This window comes from Sulfitobacter sp. L-8, assembly GCF_056859255.1.
Genome location: NZ_JBSXOD010000053.1, coordinates 556,512 through 578,432, shown reverse-complemented (window position 1 = coordinate 578,432; position 21,921 = coordinate 556,512). Strand labels below are relative to the sequence as shown.

Annotated in this window: 19 protein-coding genes and 1 pseudogene; 13 read left to right on the top strand and 7 right to left on the bottom strand. The window is 57.9% G+C overall.

Going from position 1 to position 21,921, the window contains the following annotated elements; all coding sequences use genetic code 11:
• Positions 1-5: 5 nt before the first annotated feature.
• Entirely contained in the window at positions 6-977 is a 972-nt protein-coding gene (gene meaB, locus AC13DE_RS16100; protein WP_446313446.1) for a methylmalonyl Co-A mutase-associated GTPase MeaB, read from the bottom strand.
• Positions 978-1,086: 109 nt separating this feature from the next.
• Here meaB and hrpB point away from each other — a divergent pair, with 109 nt between their 5' ends.
• Positions 1,087-3,501: an ATP-dependent helicase HrpB gene (gene hrpB, locus AC13DE_RS16095; protein ID WP_483048399.1), complete on the top strand. Its 2,415-nt coding sequence runs from the start codon at positions 1,087-1,089 to the stop codon at positions 3,499-3,501.
• On the opposite strand, the gene AC13DE_RS16090 is transcribed toward hrpB, so the two are convergent.
• From AC13DE_RS16090 to AC13DE_RS16080, 3 genes are all read right to left on the bottom strand, one after another.
• A complete protein-coding gene (locus AC13DE_RS16090; RefSeq protein WP_483048398.1) occupies positions 3,498-3,866 on the bottom strand; it encodes a DoxX family protein in 369 nt (122 codons plus the stop codon). The genes hrpB and AC13DE_RS16090 overlap by 4 nt on opposite strands.
• A 617-nt stretch (positions 3,867-4,483) precedes the next feature.
• Positions 4,484-5,176, bottom strand: coding sequence for an anti-sigma factor (locus AC13DE_RS16085; protein WP_483048397.1), 693 nt, complete (start codon positions 5,174-5,176; stop codon positions 4,484-4,486).
• Positions 5,173-5,715 carry a sigma-70 family RNA polymerase sigma factor gene (locus AC13DE_RS16080; protein WP_446313433.1) on the bottom strand — a complete coding sequence of 181 codons (543 nt, stop codon included), beginning with the start codon at positions 5,713-5,715 and terminating at the stop codon, positions 5,173-5,175. Before AC13DE_RS16080 ends, AC13DE_RS16085 begins: the two co-directional genes overlap by 4 nt.
• A gap of 250 nt (positions 5,716-5,965) precedes the next feature.
• Between AC13DE_RS16080 and AC13DE_RS16075 the strand changes: the two genes are divergently transcribed.
• From AC13DE_RS16075 to AC13DE_RS16055, 5 genes are read left to right on the top strand one after another with little or no spacing between them, the layout of a single operon-like run.
• Entirely contained in the window at positions 5,966-8,047 is a 2,082-nt protein-coding gene (locus AC13DE_RS16075) for a hydantoinase/oxoprolinase family protein (protein ID WP_483048396.1), read from the top strand.
• A complete protein-coding gene (locus AC13DE_RS16070) occupies positions 8,044-9,747 on the top strand; it encodes a hydantoinase B/oxoprolinase family protein (protein WP_483048395.1) in 1,704 nt (567 codons plus the stop codon). The genes AC13DE_RS16075 and AC13DE_RS16070 overlap by 4 nt, the downstream gene beginning before the upstream one ends.
• The gene (locus AC13DE_RS16065) at positions 9,744-10,943 is read left to right on the top strand and encodes an NAD(P)/FAD-dependent oxidoreductase (protein ID WP_483048394.1); all 1,200 of its coding nucleotides are present in this window, start codon (positions 9,744-9,746) and stop codon (positions 10,941-10,943) included. Before AC13DE_RS16070 ends, AC13DE_RS16065 begins: the two co-directional genes overlap by 4 nt.
• On the top strand, positions 10,940-11,713 hold the full coding sequence (locus tag AC13DE_RS16060; protein ID WP_446296275.1) for an HpcH/HpaI aldolase family protein: 774 nt from the start codon (positions 10,940-10,942) through the stop codon (positions 11,711-11,713). The genes AC13DE_RS16065 and AC13DE_RS16060 overlap by 4 nt, the downstream gene beginning before the upstream one ends.
• 22 nt (positions 11,714-11,735) lie before the next feature.
• On the top strand, positions 11,736-12,572 hold the full coding sequence (locus AC13DE_RS16055; protein ID WP_446296304.1) for an NAD-dependent epimerase/dehydratase family protein: 837 nt from the start codon (positions 11,736-11,738) through the stop codon (positions 12,570-12,572).
• Between the two features lie 106 nt (positions 12,573-12,678).
• Here AC13DE_RS16055 and ychF read toward each other — a convergent pair whose 3' ends face one another.
• A complete protein-coding gene (gene ychF / locus AC13DE_RS16050) occupies positions 12,679-13,776 on the bottom strand; it encodes a redox-regulated ATPase YchF (protein WP_483048393.1) in 1,098 nt (365 codons plus the stop codon).
• A gap of 59 nt (positions 13,777-13,835) precedes the next feature.
• Positions 13,836-14,027 carry a hypothetical protein gene (locus AC13DE_RS16045; protein ID WP_446296273.1) on the bottom strand — a complete coding sequence of 64 codons (192 nt, stop codon included), beginning with the start codon at positions 14,025-14,027 and terminating at the stop codon, positions 13,836-13,838.
• Between the two features lie 175 nt (positions 14,028-14,202).
• Here AC13DE_RS16045 and trpA point away from each other — a divergent pair, with 175 nt between their 5' ends.
• The 7 genes and pseudogenes from trpA to AC13DE_RS16010 all read left to right on the top strand — a co-directional run bounded on the left by trpA (position 14,203) and on the right by AC13DE_RS16010 (position 20,618).
• The gene (trpA, locus tag AC13DE_RS16040; RefSeq protein ID WP_446296272.1) at positions 14,203-14,994 is read left to right on the top strand and encodes a tryptophan synthase subunit alpha; all 792 of its coding nucleotides are present in this window, start codon (positions 14,203-14,205) and stop codon (positions 14,992-14,994) included.
• Positions 14,995-15,088: 94 nt separating this feature from the next.
• The gene (locus AC13DE_RS16035; RefSeq protein WP_446296271.1) at positions 15,089-16,255 is read left to right on the top strand and encodes an alpha-hydroxy acid oxidase; all 1,167 of its coding nucleotides are present in this window, start codon (positions 15,089-15,091) and stop codon (positions 16,253-16,255) included.
• A 190-nt stretch (positions 16,256-16,445) separates the two neighbouring features.
• Positions 16,446-17,093: a 50S ribosomal protein L25/general stress protein Ctc gene (locus AC13DE_RS16030; protein WP_446296270.1), complete on the top strand. Its 648-nt coding sequence runs from the start codon at positions 16,446-16,448 to the stop codon at positions 17,091-17,093.
• 128 nt (positions 17,094-17,221) lie between these two features.
• Positions 17,222-17,953, top strand: coding sequence for an aminoacyl-tRNA hydrolase (pth, locus tag AC13DE_RS16025; protein ID WP_483048392.1), 732 nt, complete (start codon positions 17,222-17,224; stop codon positions 17,951-17,953).
• Positions 17,950-18,984 (top strand): DUF2332 domain-containing protein, encoded by a 1,035-nt coding sequence (locus tag AC13DE_RS16020; RefSeq protein ID WP_483048391.1) that lies wholly within the window; start codon positions 17,950-17,952, stop codon positions 18,982-18,984. Before pth ends, AC13DE_RS16020 begins: the two co-directional genes overlap by 4 nt.
• A gap of 69 nt (positions 18,985-19,053) precedes the next feature.
• Positions 19,054-20,229: a serine hydrolase domain-containing protein gene (locus tag AC13DE_RS16015; RefSeq protein ID WP_483048390.1), complete on the top strand. Its 1,176-nt coding sequence runs from the start codon at positions 19,054-19,056 to the stop codon at positions 20,227-20,229.
• Positions 20,226-20,618, top strand: a pseudogene (locus AC13DE_RS16010) (DUF2237 family protein). Before AC13DE_RS16015 ends, AC13DE_RS16010 begins: the two are co-directional and overlap by 4 nt.
• A 19-nt stretch (positions 20,619-20,637) precedes the next feature.
• Here the strand turns inward: AC13DE_RS16010 and trpB are convergent.
• Entirely contained in the window at positions 20,638-21,864 is a 1,227-nt protein-coding gene (trpB, locus tag AC13DE_RS16005) for a tryptophan synthase subunit beta (RefSeq protein WP_446296265.1), read from the bottom strand.
• Positions 21,865-21,921 lie beyond the last annotated feature (57 nt).

Genomic DNA, 21,921 nt, shown 5'->3' with positions numbered 1-21,921 from the left:
GTCGCCTAACGTTCCAATTGCGCGACAAAATCCTGTGCTGCTTTTGTCGGATCAATCGCCCCTTGCGCGACCAGATCGCTCAGCTCGCTCAGGGCCGCCTTGGCCTTCGGTGCTTCCAGTTGCGCCAGCAAGGTGTGCTTGACAGTTTGCTCGAACCAATACCGGGCCTGCGCCGCGCGCGCGCGCGCCCAAAACCCATTGGCCCGGCGCCAGTCTGTCAGCGCCTGCACCTCGCGCCATGTCTCGCTTAACCCGCTTTCCTGCAAAGCAGACACCATCATCGCCTTGGGGAACCCGTCAGGGTCCTGGGGTCGCTTGCGCAGCAACCGCAGCGCCCCTGCATAGTCAGCACAGGTTCGCGACGCCGCGGGTTTTAGATCGCCGTCGGCTTTGTTGACCACAATGATGTCGGCCATTTCCATGATGCCCCGTTTCACCCCTTGCAGCTCGTCCCCTCCGGCGGGGGCCAGCAGCAGCAGGAACACATCCGACATTTCCGCAACAACAGTTTCGGATTGCCCAACACCAACAGTTTCGATGAGCACCACATCGAATCCGGCCGCTTCACATAGGGCAACCGCCTCTCGGGTGCGTCGCGCAACCCCGCCAAGATGGGTCTGGCTGGGCGATGGTCGGATGAATGCGTCTTTTTCGCGCGACAGCAGGTCCATGCGGGTTTTATCCCCCAATATCGACCCACCTGACCGCGACGAAGACGGATCGATCGCAAGTACCGCGACACGCAGCCCCTGTGCGATCAACATCATCCCGAAGCTTTCGATGAACGTGGATTTTCCGACCCCCGGTGTACCGGAAAGCCCAATCCGCAGCGCCTCGCGCTCTTTGGGCAGCGCCGCCAACAGGGCCGTCGCTTGCGCCCGGTGATCTTCTCGGGACGATTCAACCAGCGTGATTCCGCGTGCCAGCGCCCGACGTTCGCCTGCCGCGATACCCTTGACCAGATCGTCGATATTCATATGCGTCACCCTCTTGGTCTTTGGCATCATCTTGTCAGGCGCAATGCCGCAAATGTCCAGACCAAGGCGGGACTTGGCTGTACGATGGGTTTCCCCCATAACGGGCTGCATGAGCTTTACCCTTCCCATAGATGACGTCCTTCCGCAGGTGATATCGGCGCTCCGCACAACCGGCCGCGTTGTGTTGCAAGCGCCGCCAGGGGCTGGCAAAACAACCCGAGTGCCGTTGGCAATGCTGGACGCAAATCTCACCCCGGGGCGCATCATCATGCTGGAACCGCGCCGCCTTGCCGCGCGCGCAGCCGCCGACCGCATGGCGGCGACCCTTGGTGAATACGTCGGCCAGACGGTCGGTTTCCGCATGCGCGGCGCGTCAGCAGTCAGCAACGAGACCGCGATCGAGGTGATAACCGAAGGCATCTTGACGCGCATGTTGCAACAAGACCCCGAACTGTCGGGCGTGGGTGCCGTGATCTTTGATGAGTTTCACGAAAGATCGCTCAATTCTGATCTAGGGCTCGCTTTGTGCCTTGAGGTCGCCGGAGCACTGCGCAGTGACTTGTTGCTGGTCGCCATGTCAGCGACGTTGGATGCGGCCCCCGTTGCGGCTTTGATGGACGCCCCCATCGTGACATCACAAGGGCGCAGCTTTCCCGTCGTTCCCAAGTGGCTGGATCGCCCCGTGGGCAACCAGCGCCTTGAAATTGCAGTGGCAGACCTGGTTCTTCACGCTTTGGATAGCTCTCCTGGGTCGGCGCTGGTATTCCTGCCCGGCGAAGGCGAAATTCGCAGGGTAGAAGCCGCATTGCAGGGTCGGCTTGCGCCGGATTGCACTGTCGCGCCCCTGTTCGGTGCGATGGATTTTAAAGCGCAACGTGCGGCAGTCGCGCCAGCCCGAACGGGTCGCAAAGTCGTTCTTGCCACGTCGATCGCCGAAACCTCCCTGACCATCGAAGGCGTCCAGATCGTTGTGGATTCGGGGCGTGCGCGGCGGATGCAATTTGACCCGTCATCCGGCATGTCCCGGCTGATAACCGAACGCGTGACCCGCGCGGAAGCCACACAGCGGGCGGGGCGCGCGGGACGGGTTTCCGAAGGGGTCGCCTTCAAGCTTTGGACGCGCGGCGAAGAGGGGGCACTGGCGGGCTTCCCCCCTGCCGAGATTGAGGTCGCCGACCTTTCGTCCTTTGCGTTGGAGCTTGCGATCTGGGGTGCGAAGGCAGACGACCTGAGCTTTGTTACCCCGCCACATCAAGGGCGGCTGGCAGAGGCGCAGAGCGTGTTGCAGATGTTGGGTGCCCTTGACCAGACCAAACACATTACCCCGCATGGTCGCGCCTTGGCCCGGCTTCCGCTCCATCCCCGTCTGGCGCATATGGTGACCAAAGGCGGGCCCTCTGCCCCGCTGCTTGCGGCGATCCTGGCCGAGCGGGATCCATTGCGTGGAGCCCCGGTTGATTTGGCGCTGCGGATGGATGCCGTCGCGGGCAAACGCACATCAGGCGAAGTAAATCACGCGGCAGTGTCGCGGATCAGACAAGACGCCAAAAGGCTGGCACGCGCGCGGAACGATCATGGCCCTGACAGCTTGGGGGCTCTTGCAGCGCTGGCATATCCTGACCGCGTGGCATTGCGGCGCAAGGGCGATGCACCGCGCTTTGTGATGTCGGGCGGCAAGGGGGCCATATTGCCCGACAGCGACCCTATGGCCAATGAACGCCTGTTGGTCGCCACCGACCTGGACGGTGACCCACGCGAGGCACGCATCAGGCAGGCTGCACGGCTGTCCGAAGCGGACTTGCGAGACGCATTTGCAGGCCAGATCGTCTGGCATGACGTCTGCGAGTGGTCACGCCGCGAGGGTCGCGTTCTGGCACGGCAGCAAGAACGCTTTGGCGCATTGGTGCTGGATGACCGCCTCTGGTCGAACGCCCCTTCCGAGGATATAGCGCGCGCCATGCTGACCGGTGTGCGCCAGTTGGGCCTCGCCCCGGGCAAGGGCGCGGCGTTTTTCCTGGCGCGCGCGCGGTTGATGCCGGACAACTTCCCTGACTTTTCAGACGATCACCTAATGGCCACGATAGATGAATGGCTGCTTCCGTATCTGGACGGTGTGCGCAGTGCCGGAGACTGGAAAAACTTTGACCTGCTACCGGCATTGGAGGCGCGGTTATCATGGGAGGCCCGGCAGGACTTGGACACATCCGTTCCGGCCCATTTCATAACACCGCTGGGACGCAAACTACCTATCGACTATACCGCAGCTCAGCCTCAGATAGCTCTGCGCCTGCAAGAGGTGTTCGGGGTCACCCAGCACCCGATGATCGCAGGACAGCCCTTGCAGTTCACCTTGCTGTCCCCCGCCCAGCGCCCTGTTCAGGTCACCACCGACCTACCGGGTTTTTGGGCCGGATCATATGCTGATGTGCGCAAGGATATGCGGGCGCGATACCCTCGCCACCCGTGGCCCGAGGACCCGACGCAGGCAAACCCGACGCTGCGGGTGAAACCAAAGGGGACTTAGCATCTGCGGCGTTCCCACGCGTGCCCCGCAAGGGCCAGCAATCCACCGGCAATCGCCCAGTTCTTCACGAATATAGACATCTGCCAAGGATCGCTGGGGATAAGGTGGAATATGCTGGTGAACATGCAATATAGCGCCAAGGCAAAGCTGACTTGCGCAACCCAAATGCCCGTCACCAACATGAACGCAGCTACACCGTTAAAGACCATGGCTGGCCAGACCAGCGCCCCAGGAAGATACCACGACGCCAACAGGGCTTGGGCAGCCGACGGGTCAATCAGTTTTTGGAGAAATCCCGCAAAAAACAGCGACGCCAGCAGCCAACGCCCGAGCGTCAGGGCGACATCGCTTACCGATGCTTTCATGACTGTAACATGGCAAGGAAAGCCACGGCACATGCGCTGATGTTACCGAGTTCACGTTTGGGGTCCAGTTCATGGCCCATGGAGCGCGTCGGGTAAATTTCACAGTTCTTGCCACAATAGCCGCCTCGTTGGACAGGCAGGCAATGGAATGTGATTTGATGCATTACTGAAGGCTCGTTTCAGGACAAAACAATCGGCGCTCACTATGAGAAACCGATACCGGCGAAAAAAAATGCCAGGTGTTGGGTTAACCCAAACACCTGGCGGAACTCGTTAACTGCACCGCAGTGCTTACAATGATCAAACTAGGGACTCGCTAACATCGTTCCAAACAATTGTCGCATGATGGCAATTGACCACCACCACCGCAAGTAGTGACACCACATCACGCCCACTGCGGATCGCGTCGGCAGCCACCGCATTCCCAACATGCCAAGCTTACTGCCCAACGAATGTTGAAAGCACTTGTGGCTGACAGTGAATATGCACGCGGGAAGGTTACAAATAGTTTCGCGCAGCATGAAAAAAAGGCTGAATTTATCAGAAATTGAACGATTTCGACACGCTCGCATGTATCACATATATCATGTGATACAGCAGGGGGCAGTTCCCCGATATCAAAGATTTGTCATCGCCCCGATGGCCAACACGTCACCTGTTGGGGCACCGGTTGGCGACCCTCCAATTGGTTCGTCGGAAATGGCAAGCGTCATCTGGGCTGTCTGATCACGCCACGAGGGCGGTATCGCGACGCGGGTGGTTTCGCTGTCGGGCAGAACGCCAAGAGATACCGGCGCTTGGTCGGGCAGGATCGCCCAAAGTTCGAATGATCTGTTGGGGACAGGTTCCCCAGCCACCCGTCGCAACGCAATTTCGTTTTTGACGGGTTCCAAGACCGCCAATACCCGAAGCGGGCTGGAATCGCTGTCCAATTGCGCGGCAAGGACCGGTGGTGGAATGTCTGGATGGGTGGTCACCTTCAGCAACTGGACACCTAGATAGCCGGCGAACAACAGCGACGCCATGGCAACGCCTTGCCATAACAAAACACGCTGCAATATCGACACTTTCTGCCTGGCGAACACCTGAGCGAACAGCTTCTTCTTGACCCGGGCCGGAGGCTTTACCGGATCGATGTCGTCAGTCAGGGCGGTCATTCGTTCATACCAAAATACGACCTTCGTCGAAAACGCGGCATCCGACGCCATTCGCTGACGGGCAGCGGCTGTGTCTTGCTCGGACGCAAGCCCAAGCACCATTTCAGCAGCCAGCATTTCGTCGTCAGGGGCAGTATCGTTCACATCGCTCACAGGCTCATGCACTCCCTCAAGGCGATCAGTCCACGGCGGAGCCAAGTACGCATCGTATTTAGCGGTACATTAAACCGCACCGCCAGATCGGCATATGTTTCGCCATCCAGATAGGCCCCGCGAATGGCCTGCCCCCGGTCCCCCTCAAGAGTCTCGAGACATCCCGCCAGCTTTGCCGCTTCTGATGCATTGACGGCTGATTGTTCCGGGGTCGGGCCGGGTGCGACCAGCTCGAAGCCGGGACTATCGAGATTCTGGTGCCCTTTTTTACGCGCACGAAGGCGGTCGATCGCGGTATTGCGCGCGATGGTAATCAACCACGTCATCGGGCTGAGGCCATTGGAATTATATCTGTCGGCATTATTCCAGATTTTGACGAATGTGTCTTGCATTGCATCCTCTGCTGCGGCGCGGCTGTTCAACACACGCAGGCAAACTCCGAAAAGTTTCGCGGACACACGATCATAAAGCTGTTCAAACGCCGCGCGATCTTGCAACGCCACACGCGCAATTAAATCTTCGATCTCTTGTCGGTCCATGTCTATGGTCCAGGCTCCAATAGGAAAACATGCGGGATGCGTTTCGGCATAAACTAGGTGACTAGTTGCAATTGTCCAGCACTACATTGACGTCGCTATGGCTACCCATCGTGGCCGTTAAAACGTTTTCTCAGCTATCGCACGGAAATTGGCCGGTATCGAAATCAATTATGTCTTGCGGCCTCACAGACAATAGACGCCGGACGAAATTGGGGCTTTAGTCTGTCGTGGCAAAATGGAAGGACGAAACATGGCACGATCAAACTGGCGCTTGGGAGTAGGCATAGGCGGCACGTTTACGGATGTTGTGCTTGAGGGGGGTAACGAAGTTTTTTCCACCAAGGTCCTGACCACATATGACGCCCCTGAAAACGCGATATTGGACGGTCTGTCGCAGGTGTGCGGCAAGGCGCATATCAACCCGGCGGAAATTACCCAGATCATCCACGGCACCACCTTGGCAACCAATGCGTTGATTGAACGGCGGGGTGCAAGAACCGCGTTGATCACCACCGAAGGGTTTCGCGACGTGATCGAGATGCGGACGGAATCGCGGTTCGAACAATACGATCTTAACCTGCCCCTTCCCGAACCACTTTTGCCACGTCAGCGGCGGTATACCTTGCGGGAACGTGTGGGGGCGGACGGTGATGTATTAGTTGCATTGGATCGAAACGACATAGAAAGCTTGGCAGATGAACTGGCCTTGGCCGGATATGACAGCGTCGCCATAGGCTTTCTGCACAGCTATCTGAACCCTGCTCATGAACGAATGGTCCGCGATGTCCTGTCCCGGAAGCTTCCGGACATGATGGTGTCTCTTTCCTCTGACGTGTCCCCCCAGATGCGCGAATACGAACGCTTCAACACCACGATCGCAAACGCTTACATCAAGCCGTTGATGAAATCATACCTAGACCGGCTGGCCGACCGGCTAGAGAATGCGGGAACCACCTGCCCGATCTTTCTGATGCATTCGGGCGGCGGGATCATATCGCTCGCTTCGGCTGCTGAATTTCCCGTGCGGCTGGTTGAATCCGGTCCGGCGGGCGGTGCAGTGTTTGCCGCAACGCTGGCGTCGCAATACGGGCTGACCAAGGTGCTCAGCTTTGACATGGGCGGCACCACCGCGAAAATTTGCTTGATCAAGAACCAGATGCCCAAAACCGCGCGGGTCTTTGAAGTTGCCCGAAGCTATCGCTTCAAGAAAGGGTCGGGCATGCCGATCTCCATTCCCGTGATTGACATGGTGGAAATCGGCGCGGGGGGTGGTTCGCTGGCTCATGTCGACAAATTACGGCAAATCCGGGTCGGTCCGGAAAGCGCAGGTTCTGAACCTGGCCCCGCATGCTATGGTCGCGGCGGTGTGCGTCCGGCGGTCACCGATGCTGATCTGGTGCTTGGAAAGCTTGACCCCGACAATTTCGCCGGCGGGTCGATGGGCCTTTCTGTTGCAGATGCGAAAACAGCGCTGATCGAAACGCTTGGCCAACCGCTGGATATGGATGCCGTCACGGCGGCGTTTGGTCTGGCAGAAGTTGTCGACGAAAACATGGCAAATGCCGCACGTGTTCATGCCGTCGAAAACGGCGAGGACCTTGCCGAATACACCATGATTGCCTTTGGCGGTGCCGCGCCTTTACATGCCGCACGGCTATGTGAAAAGCTTGGCATATCGCGCTGTCTGATCCCGAAGGGTGCCGGCGTAGGATCTGCCATCGGCTTTTTACGTGCCCCTTTCAGCTTCGAGGCCAACCGCAGCGTCTATATGCGCCTGTCGGATCTGTCACCCGTGACCGTTCAGGGCCTGTTTGCCGAGCTCGAGGCAGAGGCAACCGGCTTTGTAAGGTCCTGTGACACCACCGCTGCCATACAGGCGGAACACAAAATCTATATGCGCTACGTGGGGCAAGGGTGGGAAATCCCTGTCAACCTGACCGCTGCGCAAGCCGCAAACCCGGATGCCGAAACCTATCTGAAGCTGTTTGAAGCCGACTATACCCGGTTGTTCGGGCGTGTTGTCGACGGACTGGACATCGAAATAACCGTTTGGTCGGTAAATGCCGCGACCCCGACTGCCACGGTGACGCAGGTACATCCCGTGACTGAATTAGTGGCCGCTGAATCTCCTGACCAAAGGCAAATGTTTGATGCGGCGTTGGGCCATATGACCACCGCGCAGGTTACGGCGCGCCGTGGGCTGGGGCCCGGTGATCGCGTCTGCGGACCGGCGATCATCACGGAAGACGAAACCACCATCATCATTCCAGCCAGCCGTCGTGCGACCGTACAGAATGACGGAACAGTCGATATTGAAAGGGTACCAGCATGAACACCGCTTCCGTAGCCTATCAAGTCATGTGGAACCGACTGATTTCGGTTGTCGAAGAACAGGCACAAGCGCTGGTACGCACGGCCTTTTCAACTTCCGTCCGCGAGGCAGGCGACCTGTCCGCCGGTGTCTACAACGCCGACGGTCTGATGATCGCGCAGGCCGTCACCGGCACACCGGGCCACGTCAACGCCATGGCGGACGCTGTTGCCCACTTCATCCGCCGCATCGGGCGCGACAACATCCACCGCGGCGACGTCTATATCACCAACGATCCATGGGAGGGCACCGGCCACCTGCATGACATCACCATTGTGTCTCCGGCCTTTCATGGCGATCGGTTTGTCGGTTTCTTTGCGTGCACAGCACATGTCGTCGACATCGGAGGGCGTGGCTTCGGCGCGGACGCCAACTCGGTATATGAGGAAGGCATCTATATTCCGATCATGAAATTTGCCGCGCGGGGCACTGTCGATAAAACGCTGGTGGCGATGCTGCGCGGCAACGTGCGCGAACCCGATCAATTGATCGGCGACATCTATGCGCTTGCCAGTTGCAACGAAATCGGACAGCGCCGCCTGTCCGAAATGATGACCGAATTCGGCTTGGATGACCTGACAAGCGTGGCCGATTACATCTTTGCCAATTCGCGCCGCGCCACGCTGGAAGCCATTACAAAGTTACCGCGCCGTTCAGCATCGGGCGAGATGCGCATAGATGGGTACGACACGCCGATTGATCTGCGGTGTCGGGTCACGATCGCCGCCGATCATATCGCCTGCGATTTTGCTGGCACTTCGGGTCCGGATCCCAAAGGAATCAACGTGCCTCTGGTCTATACCAAGGCCTATGCCTGTTACGCGCTTAAGTGCGCTGTTGCGGCAGAGATTCCCAACAACGCCGCGTCGCTGGAGCCGTTCAGGATAACCGCACCGGAAAATACCATCGTGAACGCGATGCACCCTGCCCCGGTCGCTCTGCGGCATGTGATCGGCCACATGATCCCCGATACCGTTTTTGCAGCTCTTGACCAGCTTCTTCCGGCGACCGTTCCGGCCGAAGGCGCGGGGTGCCTGTGCAACTTTCAGGTATCTTTGCGCCCGCGCAGCGATGCACCTGCCCCGGCCTCGGCGCGACGGTCCGAAGTGCTTGCGTTCAATTCCGGGGGTACCGGTGCGCGCCCTGGCGTTGATGGGTTGAACGCAACAGCATTCCCGTCCGGCGTGATGACAATGCCCGTCGAAGCAACAGAACACGCCGGCCCGGTGATCATCTGGCGCAAGGAACTGAGGCCTGACAGCGGTGGTGCGGGGGCCATGCGCGGGGGCTTGGGCCAATATATGGAAGTAGGAGCCAAAGAGGGGCACGAGTTCGACTTTTCCGCGATGTTCGACCGTGTCCACCACCCTGCCCGGGGCCGTCAGGGGGCCGGACAGGGGGCACCGACCACGATCAAACGCAGCGACGGCAAAGCGATGCGGGGCAAGGGCAAGCAGTTCGTACCGCATGGTGCGCGGGTGGCTTTGGCATTCCCCGGTGGGGGCGGATATGGACCCGCCGCCGACCGCGACCCTGAATTGGTAAAACGCGACCTTGCCCGCGGGTATATCTCGGCCCGGTCCGCAGCCCTCGACTATGGCCTGGCCGAGGCCGACATAACCGCAGTGCTGCGCGCCATCAAAACAGGAGAGATCGAATGACGCCTAAACATGCATCCTATGACGTCGTCATTGTCGGCGGCGCGATCTTTGGGTCATCTGTGGCATGGTGGCTGACGCAGATGCCGGGTTTCAACGGCACGGTGTTGGTCGTTGAACGTGACCCGACCTATCAATTCGCCTCGACGAGCCATACCAACAGTTGCATCCGCCAGCAGTTCACCGCGGCGATAAACATCAAGGTATCGCAATTCGGGGTCGAGTTTATCAAGAATTTCCGTCGCATCATGGGGGACGACCCAGAGGTGCCGCATCTTGCGCTGCACAGTTTCGGGTATATGTATCTGGCGGATACCCCCGAGTTTGCACAAACGCTGAAGCAAAACCAACAGGTGCAAGTGGCGCTTGGTGCGCACACCCGGCACCTTGGCCGCGAAGAGATAGCTGCAGCATATCCGTTCTATCAGCTTGATGACATTCTGGCTGCCAACCACAACACCCATGACGAAGGCTATTTTGACGGCGGCACCATGTTTGACTGGTTCAAGCGTATGGCCCGGCGCAACGGTGTCGAATATATCCACGACGAAGTCGTCGCCATGACCAAATCCTCGGATGGCACGGCGATCACCAGCGTGAGCCTGAAATCCGGCTCTACGGTTGGGTGCGGCACGGTTGTAAACGCGTCCGGCCCCCGCGCTTTGGCAACCGCGCAGATGGCGGGGCTCAGTTTGCCCGTAGAGCCCCGTAAGCGTTATACGTTCATATTCGACGCCGCCAAACCATTGGACCGGGATCTGCCGCTGACCATTGATCCGTCCGGGGTGCATTTCCGCACTGACGGAAAGTATTACATGGCAGGATGCCCGCCGGAAGATGACCCTGCAGTGGCCTACGATGACTTCGGCTTTGATCACGGGTTATGGGAAAACAAGGTCTGGCCGGCGGTCGCTGCCCGCGTGCCCCAGTTGGATCAAGTCAAGGTCATCAACGAATGGGTCGGGCATTATGCGTATAATGTATTGGATCAAAACGCCATTCTGGGGCGTCACAGCGTGGTCAGCAATTTTGTCTTTTTGAATGGGTTTTCGGGGCACGGGTTGCAACAATCTCCGGCTTTGGGGCGTGGCATCGCTGAACTGATCACCTATGGTGAATATCGCAGCCTCGATCTGTCGCCGTTTGAATATCGGCGGATCGAAACCAATCAGGCGATGATCGAAAAGGCCGTGATATGAAACTGCAAGAAAACAAGTTTCTTTCTGCAATTCGCGCTGGTCAGCAACAGGTCGGGCTGTGGATCAGCCTCAGCCATGCCTATGCCGCCGAGGTGATTGCGCCCTCTGGCTATGACTGGGCCTTGCTCGACATGGAGCATTCGCCGAACGAACTGGCGTCGTTACTTGGTCAGCTTCAGGCATTCGCCGCGACGGATACAACCGCGATCGTGCGCCCGGACTGGAATGATCCGGTCAAGGTCAAACGCCTGCTGGACCTCGGAGTGCCGGGGTTGCTGTTTCCGATGGTCGAAAGCGTGGACGAAGCGCATGCGGCAGTCGCGGCCTGTCGCTATCCGCCTCGGGGCAAGCGCGGCGTCGCAGGAACCACACGAGCCAACGGGTTTGGACGCATCGCAAACTATTTTACCGAGGTTGAAAAGCAGACCGCAATACTGATCCAGCTGGAGACCGTTCAAGCGGTCGAAAACGCCACCGCTTACGCGACGGTTGAAGGCGTGGATGGCATATTTTTCGGGCCAGCGGATATCGGTGCCGATATGGGTCACGTCGGCCAGCCGATGCACCCCGACATATGGCAACTGATCCGCCCAGCCGCCCGAGCGTTAATGAGCCGGGGAATGCCTGTGGGTACCTTGGTTTCTGATCCGTCATTCGCTGCCGAACTGCTAAACGAAGGCTTTAGCTTTGTGGCATGCGGCAGTGATGTTGGGTTGCTTGCCAAAAGTGCCGACGCCCTTTTGGCCCAGGTCAAAACAAATTTGAAATAACCGACAGAGGAATACACATATGATGAAGAAACTGGTCTTAACAGGAGCTGCCGGTCGTTTGGGGTCTTATCTGCGCGAACCGCTAAGCAAGATGTGCGAAGAACTGGTCAGCACAGATATCATCGAAGACTTTGGCGCGCTGTACCCGACCGAGACATACGCCCAGGCCGACATCGCGGTCTATGACCAAATCGCGCCCGTGTTGGCAGGGGCCGATATGGTTGTCCACTTCGGGGCCATCGTCGATGAAAAACCCTTTGAAGAACTTCTGGGGCCCAACTTTGTCGGATCTTACAACATTTGGGAAGCAGCCTATCAACACGGTGTGCAGCGCGTCGTGTACGCTTCTTCAATCCACGCGGTCGGGATGCACAAAAAGGCCGATTTCATTGGCATCGACGCGCCCCATAAACCCGATACGTTCTATGGTCTGGCCAAATGTTTCAGCGAAGACCTTGCCAGCATGTATTGGGACAAACGCGGGCTGGAGGCTGTTTGTCTGCGGATCCTGAGCTGTGCCCAGGTCAACAACACGCGCGCGCTTGGGTCCTGGCTGTCTTATGATGATCTGATCCAGCTTGTTACACGGGCCATCGACACACCATCGGTCGGGTTCAGCATCGTTTACGGTGTGTCCAACAACGACCGTGTGCCGGTGGACAACGCCAAAGCGTCTTTTCTTGGCTATCGCCCCAAGGATAACGCCGAACAATTTGCGGAGCAGATTCTGGCCGACGCACCGCCCGTGGACCTGAAGGACCCAGGACAAATGCACCACGGCGGCCCCTTCGCAGCGGTTGACCTTGGCGAGAGCGGCGTGGCGTCGATGAACATCGTCGATGATAAGAAAACGAACTGATTTCAGGGCAGTCGATCAAGAGGGGCCGGATTCACCGGCCCTTTCTTGACATCATGCCGATCAAACTGCGCAAGCCGGTACCTGCGCAATGATAGGGTGTACGCCTTTAGGTGTTGAACAAAAAGTGCAAGACGTCGCCGTCCTTGACGGTATAGGCCTTACCCTCGGATCGCATTTTACCCGCCTCCTTGGCAGGCCCTTCGCCGCCAAGCTTGACGAAATCGTCATAAGCAATCGTTTCGGCCCGAATGAAACCTTTTTCAAAATCGCCATGGATCACGCCTGCTGCCTTGGGTGCCGACGTCCCTGACTTGATCGTCCAGGCGCGCGCCTCCTTGGGACCCACGGTAAAGTAAGTCTCCAGGTGCAACAGCTCGTAACCGGCACGAATCAACCGATCCAGCCCAGCCTCTTTCAGGCCCATCTCGTCGAGGAACATCTTGGCCTCATCGGGGTCCAGTTTGCTGATCTCTTCTTCGATCTGCGCCGAGATCACCACATGACTGTTCCCCTGAGCGGCCGCCATCTCTGCCACTTTGTCAGACAGCGCATTGCCGTCAGCGGCCTCGTCCTCTCCGACGTTGCACACATAGAGCACCGGCTTGGTGGTCAGCAGTTGCAGCATACGCCATGCTTTCGCGTCGTCTTCGTCGATCTTGACGGTACGGGCCGGCTTGCCGTCCTCGATTGCGGCTTGTGCAAGTGCAAGCAGGCGATCTTGCTGGGCGGCGTCCTTGTCATTGCCTTTGATCTTGCGGACCAATCCTGCGCGACGCTTTTCGATGCTTTCGAGGTCTGCCAGCATCAATTCCGTATCGATCGTTTCGGCATCCGCAACCGGATCAACACGCCCCTCAACATGGGTCACGTCGCCGTCTTGGAAGCACCGCAGCACGTGGGCAATTGCATCTGTCTCGCGAATGTTGGCGAGAAACTGATTCCCCAAACCTTCGCCTTTCGACGCGCCTTTGACGAGGCCGGCGATGTCGACGAATGTCATACGCGTCGGGATAATTTGCTTTGACCCCGCAATCGCGGCCAGTCTATCCAGCCGGGCGTCGGGAACGCCGACCTCACCCACGTTGGGTTCGATCGTGCAGAACGGAAAATTCGCCGCCTGCGCCGCGGCAGTTTTGGTCAGCGCGTTGAACAGGGTCGATTTGCCGACATTCGGCAGACCCACAATTCCCATCTTAAAGCCCATGACAAGCATCCTCTATAAGTTGGCGCTGTCCTATGGTCTCAGCGACGTCTGCGCAAGTCTTAGCGCTGCCGCCGATCCTCGTGAGACTGGTAGATCAGTATCCACGCCAGGACGATGAACATCGGATGGGTTAGACCGCCGGAAAAAATGATAGCTGGAATCCAGATTATGAACACGATTATGGCGGTAAAGATCCGGCCCGTCAGCAGGATCGATAGCGGCGGCAAAAGCAGAGCAAGTACGTAGTTCATAATCTTTACCTAAGCTGTTCCAGAAGGATCTAAAGGATAGATATGTGAGAGTCGGTGCAGAATTCCAACCTTTCGCATGGTTTTTTCTGATATCCGCTAGCTCACTCTTGATGTCGCATTGATTTCCCGCGTCATATTCGGCATTGCAACAGGGCAACGTAAAAAGGCCACCTTCATGACACGTATCGATGCCAAATTCGCTGACCTGAAAACTAACGGCAAGAAAGCCTTTGTCGCTTATGTCATGGCGGGCGACCCGGATTTCGACACATCGCTTCAGGTTGTGCGCGGTCTTCCTGCCGCTGGCGTCGATATCATCGAGCTGGGATTGCCCTTTACCGACCCTATGGCCGACGGCTCAGCTATCCAATTGGCCGGGCAACGGGCATTGGGTGCCGGGATGACACTGGACAAAACCCTTGCGCTTGCCGCCGCGTTTCGCGAGCAGGACGATACCACTCCGATTGTTCTGATGGGCTATTATAACCCGATTTATTCAAAAGGCGTGGACACATTCCTGGCGGCGGCGAAAAAGGCCGGTGTGGATGGACTGATCGTCGTCGATCTGCCGCCAGAAGAAGACAACGAACTCTGCCTGCCCGCCCAGAAGGCTGGTATGAATTTCATCCGTCTGGCCACCCCGACAACCGATGACAAACGTCTGCCGCGCGTTGTGCAAAATACCTCGGGTTTTGTGTATTATGTGTCAATCACCGGCATCACCGGGTCTGCCGAAGCCGAAGCGGGCGATGTCGCCCCCGAAGTGGCGCGCATCAAGTCTGCCAGTGGTCTGCCTGTTATCGTGGGTTTTGGCGTAAACACGCCAGACAAAGCCCAAGCAATTGCCTCGGTGGCGGATGGTGTGGTCGTCGGCTCGGCTATCGTCTCGAAAATCGCGGATGGCCTGCCGGTGGCTGATGTTTTGAAATTCGTCAAAACCCTGTCGGATGGGGCCCATCGCGCCTAAGCCCTCTGACAGAGCTTGCCGGCAGCGCAAAGCGATTGATTTACCGGGGGCGTATTGGTTAGGTAAACTGACCAATACATAGGATATCTTCGCCATGCCCGTGATTACGAATATCAACGACCTTAAACGCATGCATGAACGCCGCGTGCCGCGCATGTTCTATGATTACGCCGAATCGGGTAGCTGGACCGAACAGACGTTCCGCGAGAATACGTCGGATTTTGACCAGATCCGTCTGCGTCAGCGCGTGGCCGTCGATATGAGCGGCCGTTCGACCACCACACAGATGATCGGTCAGGACGTAGCGATGCCTGTGGCGCTTGCCCCTGTCGGCCTTACCGGCATGCAACACGCCGACGGAGAAATCAAAGCGGCGCGTGCCGCCGAAGCCTTTGGCGTGCCATTCACCCTTTCCACGATGTCGATAAACTCGATCGAGGATGTGGCCGAGGCCACGACCAAGCCATTCTGGTTTCAACTCTACACCATGCGTGACGAAGATTACGTCGCACGCCTGATCCAGCGGGCAAAGGATGCCAAGTGTTCGGCCCTTGTCATCACACTTGATCTGCAAATTCTGGGTCAACGACACAAGGACCTGAAAAATGGGCTGTCCGCCCCGCCCAAGCTGACGGCCAAGACAGTTGCCAACCTGTGCACCAAATGGGGCTGGGGCATCGGCATGCTGGGGGCGAAACGCCGCAGTTTCGGCAATATCGTGGGCCATGTGCACGGTGTCGATGATACCGCCAACCTGGGTGCCTGGACGGCTGAACAGTTCGATCCGACACTTGATTGGGGCAAGATCGCCAAACTGAAAGAACAGTGGGGCGGCAAGGTAATCCTCAAGGGTATTCTGGACGCCGAGGACGCCAGAATGGCGCTGAAGGTCGGGGCCGATGCGATTGTCGTCAGCAACCACGGCGGTCGGCAGTTGGACGGTGCCATCAGCTCGATCCGCGCATTGCCGTCGATACTGGACGCCGTGGGCGATCAGATCGAAGTGCACCTGGACAGCGGTATCCGGTCAGGTCAGGACGTGCTCAAGGCGATGGCGATGGGGGCCAGCGGCACCTATATCGGGCGCGCTTTTATCTATGGCTTGGGGGCCATGGGCCAAGCGGGTGTGACCGCGGCACTTGAAGTGATCCACCGAGAGCTGGACCTGACGATGGCCCTGTGCGGCGAAACGTCGATCGAGGGGCTGGGCAAGCACAACCTGCTTATCCCCAAGGGCTTTGAGGGCGACTGGCAGGAATAATCCGGGTCAAGGTTCTGACCAAAAGCGGAACCTTGATCTCAGACAGCGAAAAACATCGCGACGGGGTTGTCCAATGGGCGGCTCCGTGCGGTTTTGGTCTTTTCATATATCCCGATCCCGTCTATACGCGCGACTTCACGCGGACATACAGCCTTGGAGGATGTCCGCCCTAAACATATTGGAGAATAGCATGGCTGGAGAGATTCCTGATCTTGAAGCTGAAGTACGGACGGGGACAGGCAAGGGCGCCGCTCGTCAAGCACGCCGCAATGGCATGGTTCCGGGTATCGTATTTGGGGGCGACGCTGATCCGCTGCCGATCAACCTGGATTTCAACAAACTGCTGAGCAAACTGCGCGCTGGTCGTTTCAAGGCAACCTTGTTCAACATGAAAGTTGAAGGCCACGACGACGTTCGCGTGATCTGCCGCGACGTTCAGCGCCACGTTGTCAAAGACCTGCCCACGCACGTCGATTTCATGCGCCTCAAGCGTACCACCAAGATCAACCTGTACATCCAGGTCGAGGTTTCGGGCGAAGAAGAGTGCCCAGGCCTGAAAAAAGGCGGCGTTCTGACGCTTGTCCGTCCTGAAGTTGAACTGGTGGTTACCGCCGGAGACATTCCCGATCACATCACTGTCGACATTTCCGGTTTGGAAATCGGAGATAGCGCAACCATCGCCAATGTTAAGCTTCCCGAAGGTTCCAAGCCTGTCATCGACCGTGATTTCGTGATCGCGCAGGTTTCCGCGCCTTCCGGTCTTGCCAGCCAGGACGATGACGAAGAAGAAGATGTTGCCGCCGACGAAGTTCCGGCAACCGAAGTCAAAGAAGACTGATTGCGGTTTCCGCAATAACCGTCGGATTGAAACGGGGTCGCCTAGGGTGGCCCCGTATTTCGTTTGCGACCCCGATTTGCTAGGGTGCCAAAAACCGATAATTTACCACCTCCACAAAGGACTTGTGCATGAAACTGATCGTAGGGCTTGGGAATCCGGGTGCGAAATACTCTGGCAACCGCCACAACATCGGCTTTATGGCGGTGGATCGCATCGCGCAAGACCATGGGTTTGCCCCGTGGAAAGCCAAGCACCAAGGCATGGTAACGGAAGGCCGGTTCGGATCAGACCGCGCTATCCTTCTTAAGCCCGAGACATTCATGAACCTGTCGGGGCAGTCAGTGCAAGCGGCCATGCGGTTCCACAAGCTGGACCCATCTGACGTGATCGTGCTGCATGACGAAATCGATCTCGCCCCTGCCAAGGTTAAATTCAAGATCGGCGGAGGCCACGCCGGTCATAATGGTTTACGTTCCATCCATACACACATCGGCGCGGATTATAGCCGCGTGCGCCTTGGCGTGGGTCACCCCGGTCACAAGGACGCGGTACCTGGCTATGTGTTGCGCGATTTCTCCAAGGCGGATCAAAGCTGGCTAGAAGATGTGTTGTGCGGTATAAGTGACGGGGCCGCGGATCTGGTGCGCGGGGACACATCAAAATTCTTGAACGCCGTTGCGATGCGTGTCGCCCCTCCTCGGTCCGGAACCGGCACCAAAAAGCCAGGAAAACCCGCGTCAAACCAGGCTGCCCCTATCGCAACGCCGGTCGATGCTGTCTCGAAACCCCGCAACGACGGGTCCACTTCGTCATCAGATGAACGTACGGCGCTGCAAAAATTGATGGACCGCTTTAAATGACGCTGGAACAAGCCTTCGCAGAACAAGCAGACCATTGCATCGCCCTTGGGTCACCCTTCATGGGCCAACTCATGACCCTTCTAAAGAATGACTGGCCGACAGACAGTGCCTTGGGGCGCAAGGTAGCCGGCTTTGAAGGCGATGTCGGTCCGATGGGGGCATCATTGCCGCTGCGCATTGCGGCGGGGCTCCATACCCTGGTGCTTCAGCACAAGGCTCCGTCACTGGCCGCGGCCTATCCCCCCCACGAGGTATCAGAGACCATGTTGTCCGAGGCGGTTCTGGATGCGCTTCAGACACATGAGGCGTTTTTGATGAAGTGGATCGACCACGCCCCGCAAACCAACGAAGTCCGCCGATCGGCGGCCCTGATCGCCGGTGCAAGGGTGGCCGTCCAACACTTTGATCTGCCGATATATCTATCAGAGCTGGGTGCCAGCGGCGGACTTAATCTGATGTGGGATCATTTCCTGCTGGAAATTGACGGGCATCGTTTCGGCTCAGCGCTATCGACTATTTTGCTGTCGCCCAAATGGACAGGTGCCTTGCCGCCATCGGGGCAGCCGCGCATTGAAAAGCGCCGCGGCGTTGACCTGAACCCGCTTGACCCGACCCGGCGTGACCACCTGTTGCGGTTGATGGCCTATATGTGGGCCGATCAACCCGAGCGTCTGAACCTGACCCGCTCTGCTGCATCGGTTCTGGATGCGAAGGTGCATCAAGACGATGCAATCGACTGGCTGGCCCGCCAATTGCCCGCCGCGCCCGAAGGAAGGCTCCATCTGATCCAGCATACGATCGCATGGCAGTATTTTCCGAAAGCCGCTCAGCTTCGCGGTACCGCTTTGATCGAAGCTGCGGGCAAACGCGCTACCAAAAACCGCCCCCTGGCATGGCTGGCGATGGAAAGCGATGGATCAGATCAGCAGGGTGCCGCACTGACCTTGCGGATGTGGCCCGGCGACATCAGGCTGGATCTTGGCCGCGTTGATTTTCACGGACGCTGGATAGACTGGAAGTACAGCGGCTGACGTCAAGTTTATCTGGTACGACCATATTTCGTATGCTTGGATGCCCCGAGGGCAGCGAAGGGAATATTCATGCGTTCGTTCGGAAAATGGCTGGGCCGGGTCTTGTTGGTGCTGGTATTGGCACTGGTGGTATTCGGACTGTGGAAGCGTGAAGAAATCACCCGTCTTCTTGCGGTGAATTCGCTGTTTTCCGAAGACAAGATCGTATCAAACTTCAGTCATATGGACCGGGCTTTTCTGACCACGCCGGTTTCACGGGGTAACGGTCCGACTGCCGAAATCGCCTATGGACCAGAGTTCACGCTACCCGCTCCGGTTGACGATTGGATCGCGGCGCGTGATGTCACGGCGCTTGTTGTGATCAAAGACGGTGAAATCGTCTACGAAAACTATTTTCTGGGCACCGACGCCGAAGATCTAAGGATAAGCTGGTCGGTCTCAAAAAGCTATTTGTCAGCCCTTGTCGGCATCCTGCTCGAGGGAGGTGACATTGCGTCGATTGACGACCCGGTAACGAAATACGCGCCAAGCCTGATTGGCACCGCCTATGACGGTGCAACGATCCGCAACGTTCTGAACATGGCCAGCGGAGTGACCTTTGACGAAGACTATCTTGACCGGAATTCAGATATCAACCGGATGGGCCGCGCTTTGGCCTTGGGCGGTGAACTGGATGATTTTACCGCCAGCTTGAAAGACACATTCGCGCCGGCCGGAACGCAGTGGCAATATGTTTCGATCGATACCCATGTCATCGGCATGGTGGTGCGCGGTGCAACCGGGCGGACCATCCCCGATCTGCTGGGGGAAAAGGTCATCGGACCGATGGGTGTGGAACGCGCACCTTATTATGTAACCGACGGTGCCGGCGTGGCTTTCGTTCTGGGTGGTCTCAATCTGACCACGCGCGACAATGCCCGTATGGGTCTGCTGTACCTGAACAAAGGTTTCTATAACGGAAAGCAAGTCGTTCCGGCAACGTGGGTCGCGGCTTCGACGGAAGCATCGGCCCCGACCCGCCCCGGCGACATCGGGTATGGGTATCAGTGGTGGATCCCCAAGGGTGCCCGACCTGGCGAATTCATGGCGCGTGGCGTATATGGGCAGTACATTTACATCAACCGCGAGGCTGGCGTGGTAATCGCAACCAATGCCGCCGATCGCGGCTTTCGCGAGCCCGGTATAAGTGATCAGAATGTGGATATCTTTCGGCTCATCAGCAGAACTCTGGGGAACAATCTATGAAACCTGAAGAAAGCGTGAATGTCCTCGGGGGTAAGCTTAAGATTTGTGGCACTGATCCGGTGACGGGCTTTTTCCGTGACGGATCCTGCAACACCTGTAGCGCGGACCAAGGCAGCCACACGGTGTGTGCTGTCATGACAGCGGAGTTCTTGGCCTATTCAAAATATGTGGGCAATGATCTTAGCACCCCGCGGCCCGAGTTCGGTTTTGCGTGACTTAAAGACGGTGATCCCTGGTGCCTATGCGCGGGTCGCTTCCTGCAGGCGGCCGAGGAAGGATGCGCCCCGCAAGTACACCTTGAAGCGACCCACCGGCGCGCGCTGGATATCATACCCTTGCAGATACTGGAGGCCTATAGTGGCGCGACAAAGGGTGACCGCGAAGTCTGAAACGCGTCACCCCTGCCCTTCACATCTTCATATCAAAGCCCAGTGCCTTGGCGACGGTAAAGATGTCCTTGTCACCGCGGCCACACATGTTCATGCAGATGATATGATCCTTGGGCAGCTCCGGTGCGATCTTCATCACATGCGCCAAGGCGTGGGACGGTTCCAGTGCCGGGATAATCCCCTCGAGCGCGCAGCTTAGCTGGAATGCCTCAAGCGCCTCGACATCGGTGATCGACACATATTTGGCGCGGCCGATATCATGCAGCCACGCATGTTCAGGGCCGATGCCGGGGTAATCAAGCCCCGCCGAGATCGAGAACCCCTCGAGAATCTGCCCGTCATCGTCCTGCAACAGATAGGTCCGGTTGCCGTGCAGCACGCCAGGGCGGCCCCCGGTCAGCGATGCGCAATGTTCCATCTTGTCGTTGACGCCCTTGCCGCCCGCCTCAACACCGATGATGTTCACCTCCTTGTCATCAAGGAAGGGAAAGAACAGCCCCATCGCGTTTGATCCGCCGCCGATCGCAGCAATCAGGGTGTCGGGAAAACGGCCTTCGGCGGTCATCATCTGCTCGCGTACTTCCTTGCCGATGATGCTTTGGAAATCACGGACCATCGCAGGGTACGGGTGTGGGCCAGCAACTGTTCCGATGCAATAGAATGTGTCGCGCACGTTGGTGACCCAATCGCGCAAGGCATCGTTCATTGCGTCCTTCAACGTACCCCGGCCCGAGGTGACGGGGACGACCTCGGCCCCCAAGAGGCGCATCCGGAACACGTTGGGTGCCTGGCGCTCCACATCATGTGCACCCATATAGACAACGCATTTCAGACCGAACTTGGCGCAGACGGTGGCCGTCGCAACGCCGTGCTGGCCCGCGCCGGTTTCCGCGATAATGCGCTTTTTGCCCATGCGGCGGGCAAGAATGATCTGCCCCAGGACGTTGTTGATCTTGTGCGCGCCGGTGTGGTTTAGCTCGTCGCGCTTCATGTACACCTTGGCACCGCCCAGATGGTCGGTCAGCCGTTCGGCAAAATACAACGGGCTGGGTCGACCAACATAATTGGTCCAAAGATCGTTCATCTCGGCCCAGAAGCTATCGTCGGTCTTGGCCTTTTCATACTCCGCTTCCAGCTCCAGAATAAGAGGCATCAGGGTTTCTGACACAAAACGCCCCCCGAAATCGCCAAAACGGCCATTCTCATCGGGTCCGGTCATGAAAGAGTTGAAAAGATCATTGTCCATGAAGTGCTCCTTGCGCTTAGCGCCCAGCCATAACGCCCCAGCCGGGGCAGGTAAAGA

Excerpts from the sequence above, each read along its gene's own strand:
- meaB (WP_446313446.1), bottom strand. The coding sequence starts at position 977 with ATGAATATCGACGATCTGGTCAAGGGTATCGCGGCAGGCGAACGTCGG.
- hrpB (WP_483048399.1), top strand. The coding sequence starts at position 1,087 with ATGAGCTTTACCCTTCCCATAGATGACGTCCTTCCGCAGGTGATATCG.
- AC13DE_RS16090 (WP_483048398.1), bottom strand. The coding sequence starts at position 3,866 with ATGAAAGCATCGGTAAGCGATGTCGCCCTGACGCTCGGGCGTTGGCTG.
- AC13DE_RS16080 (WP_446313433.1), bottom strand. The coding sequence starts at position 5,715 with ATGGACCGACAAGAGATCGAAGATTTAATTGCGCGTGTGGCGTTGCAA.
- AC13DE_RS16075 (WP_483048396.1), top strand. The coding sequence starts at position 5,966 with ATGGCACGATCAAACTGGCGCTTGGGAGTAGGCATAGGCGGCACGTTT.
- AC13DE_RS16070 (WP_483048395.1), top strand. The coding sequence starts at position 8,044 with ATGAACACCGCTTCCGTAGCCTATCAAGTCATGTGGAACCGACTGATT.
- AC13DE_RS16065 (WP_483048394.1), top strand. The coding sequence starts at position 9,744 with ATGACGCCTAAACATGCATCCTATGACGTCGTCATTGTCGGCGGCGCG.
- AC13DE_RS16060 (WP_446296275.1), top strand. The coding sequence starts at position 10,940 with ATGAAACTGCAAGAAAACAAGTTTCTTTCTGCAATTCGCGCTGGTCAG.
- AC13DE_RS16055 (WP_446296304.1), top strand. The coding sequence starts at position 11,736 with ATGAAGAAACTGGTCTTAACAGGAGCTGCCGGTCGTTTGGGGTCTTAT.
- ychF (WP_483048393.1), bottom strand. The coding sequence starts at position 13,776 with ATGGGCTTTAAGATGGGAATTGTGGGTCTGCCGAATGTCGGCAAATCG.
- AC13DE_RS16045 (WP_446296273.1), bottom strand. The coding sequence starts at position 14,027 with ATGAACTACGTACTTGCTCTGCTTTTGCCGCCGCTATCGATCCTGCTG.
- trpA (WP_446296272.1), top strand. The coding sequence starts at position 14,203 with ATGACACGTATCGATGCCAAATTCGCTGACCTGAAAACTAACGGCAAG.
- AC13DE_RS16035 (WP_446296271.1), top strand. The coding sequence starts at position 15,089 with ATGCCCGTGATTACGAATATCAACGACCTTAAACGCATGCATGAACGC.
- AC13DE_RS16030 (WP_446296270.1), top strand. The coding sequence starts at position 16,446 with ATGGCTGGAGAGATTCCTGATCTTGAAGCTGAAGTACGGACGGGGACA.
- pth (WP_483048392.1), top strand. The coding sequence starts at position 17,222 with ATGAAACTGATCGTAGGGCTTGGGAATCCGGGTGCGAAATACTCTGGC.
- AC13DE_RS16020 (WP_483048391.1), top strand. The coding sequence starts at position 17,950 with ATGACGCTGGAACAAGCCTTCGCAGAACAAGCAGACCATTGCATCGCC.
- AC13DE_RS16015 (WP_483048390.1), top strand. The coding sequence starts at position 19,054 with ATGCGTTCGTTCGGAAAATGGCTGGGCCGGGTCTTGTTGGTGCTGGTA.
- trpB (WP_446296265.1), bottom strand. The coding sequence starts at position 21,864 with ATGGACAATGATCTTTTCAACTCTTTCATGACCGGACCCGATGAGAAT.